The sequence below is a fragment of the uncultured Sphingomonas sp. genome (assembly GCF_937871615.1).
Taxonomy (GTDB): domain Bacteria; phylum Pseudomonadota; class Alphaproteobacteria; order Sphingomonadales; family Sphingomonadaceae; genus Sphingomonas.
This window is the reverse complement of the sequence record NZ_CALMPA010000041.1, coordinates 25870-44218: the sequence shown is the minus strand read 5'-3', so window position 1 is coordinate 44218 and position 18349 is coordinate 25870. Positions and strand designations below refer to the sequence as shown.

Below are 18349 nucleotides of genomic sequence, written 5' to 3'. Positions count from 1 at the left end.
AAGGGGGCCGGCGCCATGCTCGAGGTCTTCACGGTCGGGGGCGGGGAGTATCTCGTCAACACGTTCAATGCCGTCGCTGCCTGGTCCGGGGGAGGGGGATATCGCTCGCTCCTCCGCGTCGTGATGGTGATGGGCCTCATCTACTCGCTGCTCGTCGTCGCGTTCACGATGAACTTCCGCGTCTGGATGAACTGGTTTCTGCAGTCGACCGCCATCTATCTCTGCCTCATGGTTCCGACCATCGATGTGAAGGTCACCGACCGGATCAATCCGTCCTTGGCACCGGCGACTGTCGCGAACGTGCCGCTTGGGCTGGGCGTGCTCGCGAGCTTCACCACGCAGATCGGTGACTGGCTGACGCGGACGGCCGAGACCGTTTTCGTGATGCCGAGCGAGCTCAATTATTCGACCAATGGCATGGTCTATGGCGCGCGTCTGTTCGACGCGACCCGCAATTTCGTCATCCGCGACGCCGAGTTTTCGACCAACCTCGAAGAGCATTTCAAGAAATGCGTATTCGGCGACGTGATGCTCTACCGGAAGTCGCTGACAGTGCTGGCGCGATCGAAGGATCTCTGGGCAGAGATCGGGCCCGGCTCGGAAGCCCGGTCACAGGAATGGCTTGAACGACAGGGTGACGGCACGGTCACCAGCGCGATCGTCACCTGCCGTCAGGCCTACGACATGCTCAATGCCCGGTGGGCGCCGATGATCGAGGCGAATACGCCGTTTTGGGGTAAGGAGCTTTATCCCAAGCTCAGCAATGCGCTGGCGGCCGATAAGCTGAAGCACGATCTGCCGATCGCCAACGCTGCCTTCACCGGCTCGGGCAGCAACTACAGCGATTCCATGCGGCAGAACACGGCGATCAACGCGTTCATGCAAGCTCGCAACAGCATGGCGGGAGGATCGGGCGCCGCGACGATCGACACCTTCGCGCAGACGCGCGCCGACATCCAGGCGCGCAACACCTATAACTCGATCGCGCAGCAGGCGATGGCCTGGGTGCCGATCCTCAACATCGTGCTGACCGTAGTCTTTTTCGCGATGTTCCCGGTGATTTTCCCATTGTTCCTGATGCCGCAGACGGGTCTGGGGACCCTCAAGGGCTATGCGATGGGCTTCTTCTACCTTGCTGCATGGGGTCCACTCTACGTCATCCTTCACATGATCTGCATGACGAGAGCCGAGGCGGCTGCTGCCGGCGTCGCGCCCGGCGGGATCACTTTGGGCACCTATGCGGGCATCGGTGCCGTGAACGGGGAGACGGCGACGATCGCCGGCTTCATGTTGATGAGCATCCCGTTCCTGGCCGCCGGCCTTGCGCGGGGCGCTATGTCGATCGCGGGGCAGGCGACTTCGATGCTCGCGCCCGCGCAGAACGCGGCAGAAGCCGCCGCGCTGGAGCAAACCACGGGGAATTATTCCTATGGCAATGTGAGCTGGGCAAATGCGACGTCGAACATGCGCCAGAGCGACCAGTGGTCCGTGGCGCCGAGTTTCATGGGAGGCGCGACAAGCGTGGGCTGGCGCCAGGACAATGGCGCCGTCGTGTCGGGTTTCGGCAATGGGCAGGATGTCATCGACATGTCGGGTGCAATTTCGCGCCTTGGCTTCACACCAACGATGAACAGCGGCACCGTTGCCGAATGGCGCGAAATGTCCAGCGCTGCCCATCGCCAGGCGGAGGCCTGGGAGAATGCGGCGCAGGACATTTTGACCAGCACGCATACGAACCGCAGCGCCTTCGGCGTCTCGTCCGAACGGTCGAGGGGCTTTGAGTCCGGGAGCGGCTCGTCGGCCAATACCAATGTCGAAAAGTTCGACCGTGTCACCGGATCGAGTTCTCAGGGCCTAGAGGAGCGGTCCTCCACCGGCCTGAGTGAACGAATTTCCCAGGGCCATGATCGTTCGGCCGGAACGCTCGACCAGGTAACCGGCGGGATCAATGGTGGGATTGGCGGCGGTGCTGGTGGTGGTAGCGGTCGCAAGGCTGGCGGTGGGCGTCCAACCTCCGGCGGCCTCTTGCCCAATGTCGGTGGTTCATTGGGGGTCAGCAAGACCGGCAGCCAGCAAGATACGTTGCGCTATGGTGCGGATCAAACGCGGTCGTCGGATAGCTCCAGTTCGTCGTCGAGCGGGGTGCGCGATGAGCATTCGAACGGCACCGGCGCGAGCACGTCCGATGGGACCTACGTCCGCTCTGGCTCCTTCAGCCGATCCTCCATGACATCGTCATCGTCGGCGAGCACCGAGGATGCGCTGGCGCGGGCAAAGTCTTATACCGAGGCGGCGCGGCGCATGGAGGAATTGTCGCAATCTCTGGCGCGCGACGCGAGCTTTGCCGAATCCCATGGCATGCAGCTCAGCGAGAATATGAGCCAGGACCTCGCGCAGTGGTACAGGCTGCAACAGGCGCTCCATCCGAACCTCGATGCGCCCGAACTTTGGGCTACCGACCTGACGTCGCAGCAGCGCACTGTGCGCGATCAGCTGATCCAGCAATGGGCGCAGGAAAAGCGCGACAGTTTGTGGTCGGAGATCAGCGGCGACGTCAAGGATCCGTCGCTGGTCGACGTCAATCGCATCAATCTCGACGCCGGCGGCGTGCGCGGATCCTACCGTCCCCATGGCGTGAGTGGGATCGGGAAGGGCGGTGGCTCGGGTGATCCCGGTGCCGCCGCCCGGATCATCTCCGACGGTCAAACCAGGCTCGAGGGCGACCGGGGAGCAGCGCAGGCGGCGCGCACCAATCGCGGAGGAGCAAACGCTGACCTCCAGTCAGAAGTAGGCCGAGAACTCGACCGCGGCTTCTTCACCGATCCGGATTTGCGGAAATAGGGTTGGGATCAGAGCGTCAGATAAAAATAGGCGCCGGTCACCACGAGCAGCACGAGAGATATCAATCCACCAATCACGCGGCCACGCGAGGGCTCGCCAAGTTCGTCATCGCTGTTATCGAAAAGCTCATGCGCCATCGGCTCGGCAGGGCGCAAGATCGGGCCCGCCGGGTTATTCTGGGTCAGTAAGTAGGTCGTTGTGTCTAACATTGATGGCTTCCATGCGGCCGCAATATTATCATCTGGTGTCGTCTTTTACAAATGGGAATGGCCCGACTCGGGGCTGTGCCGGAATTTGAAATCTGTAGAGCGATAATGTTGATTATGTTAAATATCAATATCTTATAGGAATATCAGTCCCGATACACCGCGGAGACCATTCATGGAAGTCCGATTGAGCGCGACGCCTAAAGGCAACGGATTTCAGGCAACGATAGCACTGCCCGACGGGGTATCGATCAGCTCGGCCGAATCCTATCCAACCGAAGCCGAAGCGATCACCGCGGCGGCCGTGAAGTTGTTGGAGATGCCCGATCGCCTGATGCGCGCGACCGCAGTAGAAGCCGATCTTGCGATCAGCGGCAGCTCATCGCCGGCGTAGCGCCGCCAAGGTGTCCGGCATGATCGTGTAGACTGCCTCGCGCTGGGCGCCGCGATTTTGATGATCCACCCGATAGCCCTGATAGTGGCGTCGCAGGAGGCCGCCCCGACATAGATCCGACACTGCGCGGCTGACATTGCAGCGGCCCGATTGGCGAACCCGCTCACGGACCCTTTCTTCAATGACACGGTCAGCCTGTGTCGGATCGGCCGGTAGTTCGTCAGCCTGCTCAAGGGCCGACCGCACGGTTTCGATCGTCGAACGGCGCCAGGGCGTACGCTGCGCGATCGGAGCCAGTGCATCGCACAGCCAGTCGCGGACAGGCACGGCGTCGCCGTTCACCATCACGCTCGGTCCAGCCCTGCCCTTTTCGTCAGCGACTTCCTCCAGGAGCTGGAGGAGCATGTAGGAGAATTTTGGCCGCGGCGAAGCTGCGGCGATCGCCGCCAAAAGCCCCGGCGTGTCCATCCCTCGCGCGGGTTCGGCGGATGCTTCGAATAGGTCTGCCTGATGGAACATAGCATGAATCTACTATGCACTTTGGTGGATGTGAATCCCACAAAGGACCGAAGGCGCTTTTTTTCTGGCGGATTCCACAGGCTTCGGAAGCGGTGCATTTGAGCTGCTTGACTCATCGCCGGGAACAGGAACAAATAAGGAACGAATCAACGAGTCCCGAGTCTCCTGAATGCTATGCGTCAATCAACCGTCCTTGAAGATTTGCGAGCGCGCATCGCGCGTATCGAGGGCGTAGGCGTTCAGCGCGAAGCGATCCCGTTCGGCATCGACGAACTGGATCAGCGATTGCCGGGCGGAGGCATTGCTGCAGGCGCTCTCCATGAAATGATGGGCAGTCCCGATCTCGCAGACGAGGCGAGTGCGACGGTCTTTCTGGCGGGAATCCTGGCGCGAATGGAAGGTCCCGTCTTCTGGTGCCTGCGCTGGCGCGACCTGTTTGCCCCTGCCCTTCATCTCGCCGGTCTTCATCCAGATCGGGTCATCTATGTCGAGGCCGGCAGCGATACCAATGTCCTGCTCGCGATGGAGGAGTGCCTGCGTCACCCTGGCATCGCCGGTGTGGTTGGCGAAGTCGGGAAATATTCGACTACTGCATCGAAGCGCCTGCAATTGGCGGCGGAAAGCTCGGGTGTAGCGGCCTTCGTGTTTCGTCGCGCGGCGAAGGCCGAACAGGTCGCCGAAGGGACGGCAGCGATGACACGCTGGCGGATCACCGCTTCACCAAGCGAAGATCTCGGTCTGCCGAGCCTGGGTCGCCCTCGCTGGCATGTGAATTTGGAACGTGTGCGCGGTGGTAATCCGCACGCCTGGATTGTGGAGGCGTGCGATGCGACGGGTCGTATCGCTCTTCCTGCCGCACTGGTCGACCGACCGGCTGCGGCGGAAGATCGCAAAATTGTCGCCTGAGTGCCGTGACGGCCTGGTCCTTGATCTTCCGCTGGTGACCGCGGTGCCCGATCACGGCAGGAAAGTCATTGCTGCCGTCGATGCCGAGGCAAAGGCGCTCGGTATCCGCGTCGGCATGACCGTGACGAAGGCCCGAGCGTTTGCCCCTGAGTTGCAGGTCGTCGATGCCGACCCAGAGGGCGACCTGCAGGGACTTCGCGATCTCGCGCTATGGGCGGGCCGCCGATACTCACCCTTCGTATCACCGGATGCGCCCGACGGAATCTGGCTCGACATCACCGGCTGCGCGGGTCTCTTTGGCACCGAGAAGGCGCTGCTCAAGGATCTCCATCGCCGTGTTGCCGCGTCGGGGCTAGCTCTGCAGATCGCTGTGGCCGACACCGCAGGCTGCGCCCATGCCGTTGCGCGGCATGTACCCGCCGGCCGGCCAGTCACGATCGAGCCGGGCGGACACCGCACTGCCATTTCCATCCTGCCGATATCAGCGTTGCGATTGCCAGGACGCGAGGTCGAAGGTTTGCGCAAGCTCGGATTTGAGCGGATCGAACAGCTCATCGGTGCGCCGCGCGGCCCTCTCGCCAAACGGTTCGGCCGCGAATTGCATCGGCGGCTGGATCAGGTGCTCGGCTTCGTGCCCGAGCCGATCGAGCCGATCTACCCTGAACATCTGCCGCGGGCCCGTCGAGGTTTCATGGAGCCGATCGCGACACCTGAAGCCTTCGCCCAGGTGATCGGCGATCTCGTTGCCGATGTGGTGGGGCAGCTCACCTGTATCGGCAAGGGCGCTCGCCGATTGGATTGCTATTTCCACCGTGTGGACGGCCACAATCAGGCGATCCGCATCGGGACCGCAACCGCATCCCGCGACGCAGGCCATCTCGCGAAATTGCTGCGCGCTAAGATCGAGACGGTCGAGCCAGGGCTTGGCATTGAGGCAATGACCCTCGTGACGCCGCTGGCTGACGCGCTCGCGGCCCAACAGGACGAAGGGTTGGAAAGCCCGCATCGCGGGCCGAACCTCGCCTCTCTGGTCGATGCGCTCGCCAACCGTTTTGGTCCACGGAGCCTGCATCGCGCGGCGCCGCACGCGAGCAGTATGCCTGAGCGCTCGATCATCGCGACGCCCGCCCTTGCGAAAGATAGCGGCGCCCAGTGGGACGATGACCTCCCTCGCCCCGCCCGCATGTTGGATCGACCCGAGCCAATCGACGTGGTTGCCCTGCTGCCAGACGATGCCCCTCGCCTCTTCGTGTGGCGTCGAAAGCGCTATCGGGTGACCCGAGGCGATGGTCCGGAACGCTTGCACGGCGAATGGTGGCGCGAGAGCGGCAATGAGGCCGACAAAGCGCTGATCGTCCGGGATTATTATCAGGTCGAGACCGAGACAGGCGGTCGATACTGGCTGTTCCGGCTCGGTGACGGCGTAAATCCGGCTACGGGCACCATGCGCTGGTTCATCCACGGTGCGTTCGCATGAGCGAGGTCGACGCCAACTATGTCGAGCTGCAGGTTACGACGCACTTCAGCTTCCTGAGGGGCGCATCATCCCCTGAGGAGCTATTCGCCGCGGCCGCATTGCTCGGATTGCCTGCTCTCGGCGTCGTTGATCGAGGATCGGTCGCCGGCATCGTCCGGGCCTGGGATGCCGAACGAACCACCGGCGTTCGTGCCATCATCGGATGCAGGATCGATCTGAGCGACGGCACGGCCCTACTGCTCTACCCGACGGACCGCGCAGCCTATGGCCGAATGTGCCGACTACTCAGCATAGGCAAGGAACGCGGCGGCAAGGGAGCCTGTCATCTCGACTGGTCGGATGTCGAACGATGGAATGACGGGCTGATCGCGATCCTGAGCCCTGACCGGGCAGACGTCGGCACCGAGGCCGCCCTTGCGCGAACGAAACGGATTTTCGCCGACCGTGCCTATCTGGCTCTGACGATCCGGCGGCGACCGAAAGATGCGATCCGGCTGCGTGATCTCGCGAACCTGGCGGCTGCAGCTCGCGTTCCCACGGTCGCGACCAATGACGTGCTCTACCACGCGCCGGAGCGCCGCATGTTGCAGGACGTCGTCACCTGCATCCGGGAGAAATGCACGATCGACGAATTGGGCGCTCGGCGCGAGCGGTTCGCCGATCGGCATCTCAAGACCGGTCAGGAAATGGAGCGGCTGTTCCGTCGCTATCTCAAGGATGCGTCGCCTGTTTCTCGCACGCTCGAGATCGCGGCGCGGTGCCGATTCAGCCTCGATGAGCTCCGCTACCAATATCCGGATGAGATCAATGTGCCCGGCCGGACGCCGCAGGAAGAGCTGGAGCGGCTGACCTGGGCGAAAGCCCCCGACCGCTATCCCGACGGGGTCGACGGCAAGGTGCGCTCGCAACTGATCCACGAGTTGAAGCTCATCGCTGACCTTGAGTATGCGCCCTATTTCCTGACCGTCCATTCCATCGTGACCGAGGCGCGGCGGCGCGAGATTATCTGTCAGGGGCGCGGCTCGGCCGCAAACAGTGCCGTTTGCTACGTGCTGGGCATCACCTCTATCGATCCGGTGCGCTCGGAATTGCTGTTCGAGCGTTTCGTGTCGGCCGAGCGGCGCGAGCCGCCCGATATCGACGTCGATTTCGAGCATGAGCGCCGAGAGGAAGTGATCCAGTGGATTTATGAGACCTATGGCCGCACGCACTCGGCGCTAACGGCGGTCGTGACCCGCTATCGCGCGCGGGGCGCGGTCCGCGAAGTCGGCAAAGCATTGGGCCTGAGCGAGGACATGACGGCGGGTCTGGCCGGGTCCGTCTGGGGATGGAGCCAGGATGGCGTCGAGGAAAAACACGCGGAAGAGCTCAATCTGGACCTCGCCGACCGGCGCCTGGTGCTGACCCTGGAATTGGCCCGTCAGCTCATCAATACGCCGCGCCATTTGTCGCAGCATCCTGGCGGATTCGTGCTGACACGCGATCGGCTCGACGAACTGGTGCCCATCGAGCCGGCTGCGATGGAAGATCGACAGGTGATCGAATGGGACAAAGACGATATCGATCTCCTGGGCTTCATGAAGGTCGATGTCCTGGCGCTGGGCATGTTGTCGTGCATGCGGCGGGCGTTCGAGTTCATGGAGAATGACAAGGGCCTGAAGCTCGATCTCGCGACCATCCCCGCCGAGGATCCGGCGACCTACGCGATGATCCGCAAGGCCGATACCTTGGGTGTCTTCCAGATCGAGAGCCGCGCACAGATGGCGTCCATTCCGTTAATGGCGCCGCGCACCTTCTATGATCTGGTCATTCAGGTGGCGATCGTGCGCCCCGGGCCGATCCAAGGCGATATGGTCCACCCTTATCGTCGCCGGCGCAACGGCGAGGAGGCCGTCACCTATCCGACCGAGGAACTGCGGCGCGTACTCGAGAAGACCTTGGGGGTGCCGCTGTTTCAGGAGCAGGCGATGCGCGTGGCGATCGAATGCGCTGGCTTCACACCGAGCGAAGCGGATCTGCTTCGGCGGGCGATGGCGACGTTCAAGCTGACAGGCGGCGTCTCACATTTTCGGGACAAGCTGATCGATGGCATGGTCGCGCGCGGATACGATCAGGAATTCGCGGAGCGCACCTTCAAACAGATCGAGGGCTTCGGCTCCTATGGTTTCCCGGAAAGCCACGCCGCGAGCTTTGCGCTGATCGCCTACGCCAGCAGTTGGGTGAAATGCCATCATCCAGATGTGTTTTGCGCCGCGCTGCTAAATGCCCAGCCCATGGGCTTTTATGCCCCGGCCCAAATCGTCCGCGACGCGCGTCAGCATGGCGTCGAGATCCGCCCGATCGACGTCAATCACAGCCGCTGGGATTGCACCCTTGAGCCAACGGGCGGCCGCTATCTCGCCGTTCGGCTGGGCCTTCGCATGGTGAATGAGCTCGCCAACCGCGATGCCGCGGCGATCGTCACGGCGCGCGCCGATCAACACTATGAGAGCGTCGAGGAAATCCAGCGGCGTGCCGGCGTGGGGCGCGGCGCTCTGGATCGGATCGGCGAAGCCGATGGGTTCGGCTCATTGGGGAACAATCGGCGTGAGGGACTGTGGAGCGTTAAGGGGCTCGGCAATGCAGCATTGCCCTTGTTCGCTGCGGCGGACGAACGTGAAGGCAAGCTACGCCAGGAAGCGATTGAGCCGACGGTCATCCTTGCGCCGATGGGCGCCGGCGCGGAAGTGGTCGAGGATTATCGGGCCTCTGGCCTGTCGCTGCGGGCTCATCCGCTGGCGTTCCTGCGCGACGAATTGCGCAATCGCAAGATGATCACCTGCGATGAGCTGCAGTCCATGAAAGACGGCCGCTGGATCAATCTTGCGGGGATCGTGCTGGTCAGACAGAAGCCGGGCTCCGCCAAGGGCGTCATGTTCATCACGCTGGAGGACGAAACGAACGTCGCCAACCTGGTGGTATGGACCAACGTGTTCGAGAAGCATCGGCGCGCCGTCCTGGGTGCGTCGATGATGGGCGTGCGAGGCCAGGTTCAGCGCGAGGGCGAGGTGATCCATGTGGTCGCCCAGCGGCTCGATGATTTGTCGCCGCTCCTCGCCAGCGTTGGCACACGCACGGATGTCGCCGATATCTACCGGGTTAGTCGCGCTGACGTGGCCAAACATCCGCTGCGGTGCGATCCTCGCGATCTGGTATCGTGGGATCGCAGATCGCTGACGCCACCGCCTGATCCCGGCATAAGGGTCCGTTCGCGTGATTTCCGCTGATCATGTCGAACCTCACCGGATCGCAACTCCAGGGAAAACGAGAGAAGTTCGGCGCGGTGGGAGCGTGTCCTTCGGCTAGCCGGTCGGCGCATAGGTATTCGGGCGAGAGACATCATTCCGGCTCATGGCAGGGAGCCTGGACCATCCCTATATCGCCACCGGGGGCCAGCTTACGGCCAACGCGTCACAGTGCTTCTGCCCACGCAATGACGTGCGAGCGGGTGAACGAGGCGCGCCAGCAACAGCCGGAGCAGGAAAGTAGCGTCTCATGGTATCTTCGTCCGCCGCGACAGTTGAAGCCCTCATCGCGACATTGCTTGCGACGCGGAATCAGGCCGACATGATTGCCAAACTGGGCCAAACGCCGCGGCCTGCGATGTCCAAGGCGATCGGCGCCGAGATCCGGTCCGCAATCGAGACGCTCGGCGATCATATCGAAGCAAAACGCCGCCGCGAGGCGGCCGCGACGCTCCTCGCGCTGTTGTACATCGATGCCGCATATGTGGTGCCCCGCCTGCGCCGGGCAGGTGTGCTGCGTGCCTCCCGTTACGGCTACGCCGGCAATCTGATCGGCACCCTCGCCAAGACCGCACTCCAGATACGACCGTTGTTGAACGCTCCAGAACGCGCACGCTATTTCGAGTCCGTGATTGCGCTCAGCAAATTGGCCTCCAACGCGCGCACGCTTTACGACGAAATCGTCAAGATCCTCGGGAGCCGGCGCGATTGCGTTCTCAAGACCCTGCTCGTGATTCTCAATAACCAGTTCTACCAGGGCTGGGTCGCCGACCCTTCGCAGCCGTCCTGGTCGCCTCGCCGCTACACCACGGAAGAATATGTGGATGGCGTCTCGCTGATCTTCTCGATCTACGCCTCGCTGTTCCCGGTCACCGACGAATGCTGCAATCACGTCGATATCGCTGCCATCACGACGGACGCGGTGGTCTATGAACGACTGCTCCTCGCGGCCGTGCGCCTCACAAAATTCAAGGACGCGGAAATCCAGATTGATGGGTTGCCCTACCAGGCGACCATCGAAGGCGAGACCGTCGCAATCTCATCGATCGACCCGGACATAGAGCGCTCCGTCCGCTTGGGTTACATTCAGAGCGACAATCAAGCGATCATCCGGATCCACCGTTTCCGGAACTCAAACCCGCCGATGTCCATGAGTGACTTTCTCGACATGGGCTTTGAACGTGACGCTTTTCCCGGCTTGCTCGAACTCGCGGAAAAGCCGGTCAGACGCTATCGAATGATGCTGCCGACGGCGCCGGAAATCTTCTCGATCTTCGCTGGGGACCAGATGTTTCGCGAGGAGGTGGAGAGCCTCCTCCTCCTCGATGTCAACAACTTTGGGAACGTCAGCGATCTGATCGCCGATGTGAATGAGCATGTCACCACCACCGACATCTTCAAATTTCAGAGGTACTTCACCTTCCTGAGCGGTGTGTACCAAAGGGCCCTGGCGCGGATTGAGGACGAGGCCGAGCGCACATTCCTCACCTTCACGTCGACCGTCTTTGTGATGTCTCACGACAATCTCTTCATGCAGATGATGTTGATTTTTAGGAGCGAAACAAAGGTGCGCTCCCTGATCGATCTGATGAAAATGACCATCAGCACCGGTCACATCGATCTGCAATATCGACCGTTGATCGACCTCGGCGGATATTACGTCATTGCCCCTCAGGTGCTGGCCGCCTCGAATCTCGTCCGCAACACCATCGTGGCCAACGGCCTGCGACCGATCGCACTCGGCCCCGAAGACCAGATGGTGAACGCAGTGATCGACGCGCTCAAATCCGCGGGGTTCAAGGTTGAAGCTGGCGTGGAACTGCGTGCTGGCGGGCTCGATTTTGAACTCGACATCGTCGCCTGGCGCGATGGCCATCTGTTTTTCTTCGAATGCAAGAACGCCTACCACCCGTGCTCACCCCACGAGATGCGCAACAGCTATGATCACATTAAGGTCGGGCGCGACCAGCTGGACAAGCGGCGGCGGGTCTTTTCGGAGACGACCCACAAGAGCCAATTGTTGAAGAAGCTTGGCTGGGCGGTCGATCCGTCTGCCGAAGTCCACACCGGAATCGTCACCGCAAATCGTATCTTTCATGGTGCGGCCCTGAACGGCCATCCGGTTCGCCAGGCGCATGAACTCATCAATGTCCTGACCATGGGCAAGCTGAGCGGTGAGGAGCGCAGTCTGTCGATCTGGGCCGGAAGCGAATTCCATGCGCTCGATCTTGTGACCTATCTCGAGGGCGATTCCATCGCCGCCAAGCAACTCGCGGCGCTCGACCCCACAGACTGGCAAGTCGCGATGGGATACAGGCGACTTACGCTCGCAACCTATGTCCTTGATCCTCTGAAACTTCAGGAGATCATGGAAGCAAGCTACCCGGCCGATGAACACGCATGACGCGGACAAGCCGATAGATGGCCGACAACAAGAATCAGCACTTCGTCCCTCGGGTCCACCTTCGGCCGTTCACGGTCAACGGAGAGGGCTTGGCGATCAACCTGTTCAATCTTGATCGCATGAAGGCCATTCCCAACGCGCCCGTCAGGAATCAATGCTCAGGCGACTATTTCTATGGGCAAAACAATCTTCTCGAGAACGCGATCAATTTCATCGAGGACCCATATGGGCCGATCGTCCGCCACCTGTCCGATGGCGGCGCGGTCGGTTCAGCGGTCAAGGTCGTCCTCAAGCGGTTCATCTATCTCCAATACCTCCGGACGGAAGCCGCCTCGCTGAAAGCCAGTGAAATGGCGCTGGCGCTGCAAGATGTTCCTGGATCCGACCTTCCCGTGCCAACGGTGAAGGAGGCATCGAAGGAGGCCGTCCAGGCCGCGATGCTGAACTACAAGGACACGATGCGGATCATCGACGATCTCACGCTTTGCATCGCGCGAAACCGGACAGGCCTCCCCTTTATCACCTCCGACGATCCGGCCATCCTGACCAACCGCCTGCATATCCAGCGGCCACGCAAGGGCCGACCGAGTTTTGGGGTGAAAACGGCGGGGGCCATCTTTTTCCTGCCGCTCTCACCATCTCTCTTTGCAATCCTGTACGACGGGGCTGTCTATACCTCTGGCCACCGGGCGCATTGGATCGACATCGATCGGCATCAGGATATCGAGGCGCTCAACGCCCATCAGGTTCTTGGCTGCTGGGCCAACGTGTATTTCCGGGAATGGGATGACCGCGATACAATCGCGTCGCAAGTAGAGGCCGCAAAACCCGGACGGCCTGCCACCCGGCAAACGGTGACTCAGGCCGTCCTCGAAAAGAGCGACGATCGGGGTGAACATTACGCCGTCAGGAAGCCCACCGATATCGGAAGCGGGGAGAAGGTGCTTGTCCATGTAGCGACGAACCACCCAGCCCCTCCGACCTGGCCCTCATTTCTGCGCTTCCGATCGAACGCGCACGCCTACTCGAATAACACCGGCGCTGGCTTGACCCGCCGCTGGTGCCTTGAACAGGGCTTCGTGCAGGGAAGCGGCTATCGAAAGATCTCGGTCTAGCGTGAGGGCGCCGACGCGCGATTTTTGCTGAAGCACCAAGCCTCTCAACGCGATGCAAGCGACAGCGCGTAGGGTTCTCTATTCGCCGCCAAATGCGGGATGATATGTGACGATACCGCTGCGGCGTTGCTCATCGAACGAAAGCCGCTGAAAATACTCTGGCGGGACACCTGCCAAACGCAGGTCAGGATCGACGGCAAAGCCGAAGCGGCGGTAGTAAGCGGGATCGCCGAGAACCACGCATCCTTTCGAGCCTTGCCGCTTCAGTTTGGCGAGTCCCGCCTCGATCAGCGCACTCCCGACGCCCTCTCGTTAGCATTTCGGGTCAACCGACACGGGGCCAAGCCCAAACCACCCGTCGAGAACGCCGTCGATCATGACTGGGGAGAAAGCGACATGGCCTACGATATTCCCACCGTCGGCCGCGACAAGCGAGATCGTCAGCGCACCTGCTTTTCGCAGCCCATCAACGATTGCCGCTTCGTTGCCGTCACTGTGCTCCGCCTCGAGGAAAGCGGAAGTGGTTACGGCGCGGATAAATTCCTCGTCCTCAAGTTTCTCGGGTCGTATCTGCATCGGTCTCATCATAGCAAAGCGTCGAAGGCCCTCAATCGTAGGGCGACGGCCTGTCGATAGGTTCAGCCTGACGGAGATGTCAGGCAACGTCGCCCAACAAGTCGCCCATGGCGTTGTTCGAGGTCGGTGTCCAAGCCGTAAGCCGTTCGGCGATCGCACAGAAGCAGCGCGCGAAGGCGACCTGGCCACGATGAATGTCAATCGCGTGGTCGGGCTCACCCGTATGAACGATTGCGCTGCGGGCATAATAGATCGCCAGAACGCTGGCCTGGTAGCTCGCCACGCCTGGCACCCCTTTCATGCAAATCCCAATCCGACGCCGCAGGCGCTCTGCAATCGCGGGAGCATATTGGTCCGTGAGCAGCGTCTCGAACGCCACCGCCAACGCGACGATCGCCTCCGCCTCGTTCGCGCGGGCACTGAACGATTGCCGGAACCAGTCCAGGGCGGTGAGCAGACGGCGGTACAGGCGGTTCTCCGGTTTCGAATGGGTCGCGATACTGACGTGACGGAAGTAGCCTCGCTCCACCGTGTTCAACGCCTGCGTCACCTTCGTCGCGAGCCGCCGCATGCGGGACGTCGCCAATGCGCTGGTCGAGAGCGTCGCGGCGACGTCGGAGAGCTTGGCCAGCTCGAGCTGGGAGACGTTCATGGGTACGCGGCGCGTGGACATCGGGCGGCCAGGGATTGCCTCACCGATCATATAATGGGCGATGTCGAGCGTCTCGAAATTGTTGACGAAAGACGAGTTGCGGTGCCGGTCGAGCGGCCCGACCGCCTCCTGCGACAGGCAATGCAGCATCAGCACGTTCGCCGCTGCCACCCTGATCTTGAGTGAATAAACGAACTGGTTCTCGTACATATCGCCAGTGAACGACGTGAGGCGGACCAGCATGAGCGGGTTCTTTCCGAACCACTTTGCCGAGTAGGCGAAGTGCCGGAAATCCGACTTGTCGATGCGCTGCTTCACGCCGAGACCCCTTGCCATCCGCTCAATGCTGGCGACGGCCGCATCGAACGAATTGCTTTGGGTGCTCACGGCGAAGCCCGCGTTCCTGAAAATCGCCTCGGAGCGGAGCTTGCTGTCCTTCGCGAAGATCCGCGGCATCTCCATCCCGAAACCTGTCAGCGGATAGAGGACGAAGCCCGGCCTGTCGGCGCCGGCGGTCGCGAGCCCGGCGATGACCCGCGCGGGCACATCCCCGCCCCCATCCTTGGCGGTGTGCAGGATATAGTCGTCGAGCAGCGAGCGTCCGACGTAGAACTCGTTCGACCAGAGCGTTCGCGCGATCGCCGCCCGAAGCTGCAGGATATGATGCTCGATCGCCTGGCGGTCCTTGGCAGACAGCTTGGTCTCGTCCGTGACGAGATCATCGATGCTGTCGAACTGGGTCAGCAGATTGTGCTTGGCCTTCAGGAAATCGTCGGACTGTTTGAGCTTCTTGCCGAGCGTGACGGTCAGACCGCCGAGCGTCGAGGTCATTCGGCCTCCTCGCTCTTGCGGGACGCCTGCCATTCCTGCGCCGCAGCCTCGATATCGAAATTCTCGATCGACAGGCCGACGATTGTGTTGATGAAGCTCTTCGCCTCGGCGATCACGGCTTCCGCCTCTTCGGGATTGCTGAAGGCTCCTTGGTGTACCACCGCGTTGCGCACTGTGTTGATCTTCTCAGCCGATGCCTTGAGCGCCTTGCCGATCTGGCTCTCGTCCGGGGTCGCAAAATAGACCGGCACGAACAGACGGGTTACCTTGAGCGGTAGGCCGTTCGCCCAGCGCAAGAACATGTCGATGATGGTGTCATCGAATTCGGTCTTGCGGGCCCATTCCGTCCGAATGGCATAGTTGGCCGCGATCTCCGCTGCCGTCGCGCAACGGACGATCGCCGCAGATGGCTCTTCTCGAAGGTGTAGGCCGGATAATTTGGTCCATTGTGACTGCAATTTTTCGAGATCTGTGCGCTCGTTGTAGGGCTTTGACGATTTCTTGCGATGCGCGTTGCTGTCTGCCTTAGTCATTTGCCCCCCTGATTTGCTGCCCTCCGTCTGATCGGGGCAAGCTCTTCAATATCTTTTCTACGATGAAGGTATAGCTTGCGATGCGGGGCGGGCTGATCGGAATTGCCCTGCAGGCAACGGGGGATTCCATGACCGCAGTTACGGCGGCGAATGTCTTTTACATCAAGCTGGGCCGGGGCGGCGATTGGGAGGCCGAGAGCATCCGCGATGGCGTTCTGCGCTTCGGCTATCGCGAAGTGCCGCACGACCTTTGCGTGGCGGGCGACTGGTCGGGCGTCTGGGAAGCGATGAAGGAGCGTCGCGGGGACGCCGGCGCTGCCACCCGCGATGTGAAGCAAATCCGGGCATTCTACGAGAGCGACGAGGATACCATTTTCATCACCTTCGTCGGCGGCCTGCTCTATTGGTGTCGGCCGGTAGGCGAGATCGAGATCCTGTCGGACAACAGCCACCGCCGCGCGACCTTAGATGGCTGGCACAGCACGTCGATCGGCGGCAGCTTGCTGACGGCCGACCGGCTGTCCGGACGATTGCTCAAGGTCCAGATGTTTCGCGGGACGATCTGCGACGTTCGCGCGGCAGACTATCTGCTGCGCCGACTGGGCGATGAACTATCCCTGGAAGTTGCAGCCGCGGAAGAGGCAGAACGCGCCCTCACCGCGGCGATCATCCCCTTGATGCGGCTGCTGACCTGGCAGGATTTCGAACTGCTGGTGGATCTGGTCTTCTCGAGCAGCGGATGGCGCCGGCTCAGTCAGGTCGGTCGGACCCAGAAGACGATCGACCTCGAACTCATGCTTCCAAGCACCGCCGAACGCGCCTTCGTGCAGGTGAAATCTCAGGCCACGCGGGCATCCCTCGACGACTATGTCGGCCGGCTGGCCGAGGCGGAGGCCTATGATCGCATGTTCTTCGTATGGCACACCGGCAACATTCCCGAGAATGAAGGCCCTGAAGGAGTGATTCTGCTCGGGCCTCAGCGCCTCGCGCGGATGGTCCTCGACGCAGGGCTGTCGTCCTGGCTCCGGGAGAAGGTCTCGTGAGCACTATTATCCCCGGACCGGCGCGATCGCGGCCGGCGCGAAAGGACTGACCGTGGACTACGAACCCTATCCCGACGAGGTGGATGATGAGCCCCGGTATCGTCCGCTGGCGGAAATCGGACAGGCCGAACTCTACGAAGCGCTGATGACCCTGGCGGGGTTCGGCGAGAATCCATTTTTGAGGATGCAGGCGAGCCAGCTGTGCCTGGTCGACAACATGCTCAATCACATCGAGCAGGAGATCCTTGAGCATCAGCTCGACGACGAACCGCCGCGCGGCCGGATGGCGCAGCTGTCGGCACTGACACCCATGTGGATCTATGCGGCCTACGAACTGCTCCGCACCTGGCGCCAACGGTGCGAGGAGGTCATCAAGCTCGCGGAGAATGGCGGGATCAATCTCAAGGCCACCAACCTCGAACGCGATCTCGGCTACCGGCATTACGATAGGGAGCTGCGGGCCCAACAGCTTCGCGATGCCCAGGAGCGACCCGAACTCGTCGATCAGATGCGGATCGATTTGCGCCGGACGGAAATGGGCTTCACCAGGCTGGAATTCCTGCGCGTCGCGCTCGCCAAGCATGAGGTAAGCAAGAAGGGGAACAAGAAGCCCATCGCCTTCGCGCCCGGGCTCGCCACCGTCGATCGCCATTGTGGATCGATGCAGTACGAGCTGAGCAACGGTGGCTCGATCATCGACTATGTTACGCGCCGCGATATGGCTGAGACGATCCGCTATATCCCCGAGATGGAGAATCCGAGCGACGAGGATCTTGCTGGCTTCAGGGTCTATATGAACCCGCCGGATGTTGAGCCGCCGGCGGCCTGAGACCTCAAAGCAGCGACGCTTGCGCCGCGGCCGGTGGATAGACCTGCAGCGGCAGGAGGCTGCCCTTCGGCAGGAGGCCAAGCACCTCCTCTGCTGGCACTGAGGGATCAAGCCAGTCGGCCCACCGGTCGCGCGGTAGCGGGATGATCTGACGGGAATGATAGGGCGCGACATCCTCGCCGGGTTCCATCGTCAGCATGGTGAATGCTTCGCCGATCTCCGGATGCGATCGCCAGATGCCGGCGATGCAGAACCAGGGATGGTCCTTCATCGTGAACAGCCATTTTGTCTTGCGCTTCTGGCCCGGCTCGAGCGGCGCCGTGAATTCGTAGAAACCGTCGGCCGGAATGAGGCAGCGGTGCGAAGTGAACTCGCGGCCCTCGGAGCGGAAATTATAGACCGGCCGCCCATTCTGGCCGGGCCAGCTCCATCGCCGATTGACGAGCTCGCCCGATCCCCTGCCCTCGCCACTGCGCACGATCGGCGCGATGTCGCTGATGTTGATGTCCGCGCGGGCCGCGACATTGGGCGTCCCTTCGGGCATTTTGATCTTGATCTTGAGGTCGTCGAAATCCTCAACGATCGAGGCGATATCGACCTCCAGGCGATAATCATTGCACATCGGTCATCCGTTCCACTGGTCCTTGCGATTCATCATCGTTCTATATATGTTCTTGCCATGGCGACGCCAACACCGTTCGACTCCGAGGCCCCCCTCGAGAAGCTCTTGCCCATCATC

16 protein-coding genes are annotated in these 18349 nt (G+C 61.7%); 9 read left to right on the top strand and 7 right to left on the bottom strand.

Translation table 11 applies throughout. The features are described 5' to 3' along the window. The first annotated feature begins 15 nt into the window (after window positions 1-15). On the top strand, window positions 16-2841 hold the full coding sequence (locus Q0316_RS11250) for a conjugal transfer protein TraG N-terminal domain-containing protein (RefSeq protein ID WP_298672373.1): 2826 nt from the start codon (window positions 16-18) through the stop codon (window positions 2839-2841). Window positions 2842-2849: 8 nt separating this feature from the next. Here the strand turns inward: Q0316_RS11250 and Q0316_RS11245 are convergent, their stop codons facing one another. Beyond that, window positions 2850-3050, bottom strand: coding sequence for a hypothetical protein (locus tag Q0316_RS11245; RefSeq protein ID WP_298672371.1), 201 nt, complete (start codon window positions 3048-3050; stop codon window positions 2850-2852). Window positions 3051-3222: 172 nt separating this feature from the next. Between Q0316_RS11245 and Q0316_RS11240 the strand changes: the two genes are divergently transcribed. Continuing rightward, on the top strand, window positions 3223-3441 hold the full coding sequence (locus Q0316_RS11240) for a hypothetical protein (protein WP_298672368.1): 219 nt from the start codon (window positions 3223-3225) through the stop codon (window positions 3439-3441). Here Q0316_RS11240 and Q0316_RS11235 read toward each other — a convergent pair. After that, window positions 3427-3960: a hypothetical protein gene (locus tag Q0316_RS11235; protein ID WP_298672366.1), complete on the bottom strand. Its 534-nt coding sequence runs from the start codon at window positions 3958-3960 to the stop codon at window positions 3427-3429. The two genes, Q0316_RS11240 and Q0316_RS11235, sit on opposite strands and share 15 nt — an antisense overlap. 174 nt (window positions 3961-4134) lie before the next feature. Between Q0316_RS11235 and Q0316_RS11230 the strand changes: the two genes are divergently transcribed. From Q0316_RS11230 to Q0316_RS11210, 5 genes are all read left to right on the top strand, one after another. Further along, on the top strand, window positions 4135-4866 hold the full coding sequence (locus Q0316_RS11230) for a damage-inducible mutagenesis protein (protein ID WP_298672363.1): 732 nt from the start codon (window positions 4135-4137) through the stop codon (window positions 4864-4866). Beyond that, window positions 4787-6343 carry a DUF6504 family protein gene (locus tag Q0316_RS11225; RefSeq protein ID WP_298672360.1) on the top strand — a complete coding sequence of 519 codons (1557 nt, stop codon included), beginning with the start codon at window positions 4787-4789 and terminating at the stop codon, window positions 6341-6343. The genes Q0316_RS11230 and Q0316_RS11225 overlap by 80 nt, the downstream gene beginning before the upstream one ends. Beyond that, window positions 6340-9609, top strand: a complete 3270-nt coding sequence (locus Q0316_RS11220) for an error-prone DNA polymerase (protein ID WP_298672357.1) — start codon at window positions 6340-6342, stop codon at window positions 9607-9609. The genes Q0316_RS11225 and Q0316_RS11220 overlap by 4 nt, the downstream gene beginning before the upstream one ends. 376 nt (window positions 9610-9985) lie before the next feature. Next, window positions 9986-12031, top strand: a complete 2046-nt coding sequence (locus Q0316_RS11215) for a hypothetical protein (protein ID WP_298672354.1) — start codon at window positions 9986-9988, stop codon at window positions 12029-12031. 17 nt (window positions 12032-12048) lie between these two features. Further along, complete coding sequence (locus Q0316_RS11210) at window positions 12049-13146, top strand: DUF4238 domain-containing protein (protein WP_298672351.1); 1098 nt, start codon at window positions 12049-12051, stop codon at window positions 13144-13146. A 78-nt stretch (window positions 13147-13224) separates the two neighbouring features. On the opposite strand, the gene Q0316_RS11205 is transcribed toward Q0316_RS11210, so the two are convergent. The 4 genes from Q0316_RS11205 to Q0316_RS11190 all read right to left on the bottom strand — a co-directional run bounded on the left by Q0316_RS11205 (window position 13225) and on the right by Q0316_RS11190 (window position 15738). Continuing rightward, window positions 13225-13386, bottom strand: a complete 162-nt coding sequence (locus tag Q0316_RS11205) for a hypothetical protein (RefSeq protein ID WP_298672349.1) — start codon at window positions 13384-13386, stop codon at window positions 13225-13227. 72 nt (window positions 13387-13458) lie between these two features. Beyond that, complete coding sequence (locus Q0316_RS11200) at window positions 13459-13722, bottom strand: GNAT family N-acetyltransferase (protein ID WP_298672346.1); 264 nt, start codon at window positions 13720-13722, stop codon at window positions 13459-13461. Between the two features lie 79 nt (window positions 13723-13801). Next, window positions 13802-15205: a HEPN domain-containing protein gene (locus Q0316_RS11195; RefSeq protein WP_298672343.1), complete on the bottom strand. Its 1404-nt coding sequence runs from the start codon at window positions 15203-15205 to the stop codon at window positions 13802-13804. Further along, the gene (locus tag Q0316_RS11190) at window positions 15202-15738 is read right to left on the bottom strand and encodes a hypothetical protein (RefSeq protein WP_298672340.1); all 537 of its coding nucleotides are present in this window, start codon (window positions 15736-15738) and stop codon (window positions 15202-15204) included. The genes Q0316_RS11195 and Q0316_RS11190 overlap by 4 nt, the downstream gene beginning before the upstream one ends. Window positions 15739-15866: 128 nt before the next feature. Here Q0316_RS11190 and Q0316_RS11185 point away from each other — a divergent pair, with 128 nt between their 5' ends. Next, entirely contained in the window at window positions 15867-16781 is a 915-nt protein-coding gene (locus Q0316_RS11185) for a hypothetical protein (RefSeq protein WP_298672337.1), read from the top strand. Window positions 16782-16833: 52 nt separating this feature from the next. Then, complete coding sequence (locus Q0316_RS11180; protein ID WP_298672335.1) at window positions 16834-17610, top strand: hypothetical protein; 777 nt, start codon at window positions 16834-16836, stop codon at window positions 17608-17610. Between the two features lie 4 nt (window positions 17611-17614). On the opposite strand, the gene Q0316_RS11175 is transcribed toward Q0316_RS11180, so the two are convergent. Beyond that, window positions 17615-18232 (bottom strand): SOS response-associated peptidase, encoded by a 618-nt coding sequence (locus tag Q0316_RS11175; RefSeq protein ID WP_298672332.1) that lies wholly within the window; start codon window positions 18230-18232, stop codon window positions 17615-17617. Between the last annotated feature and the right edge of the window lie 117 nt (window positions 18233-18349).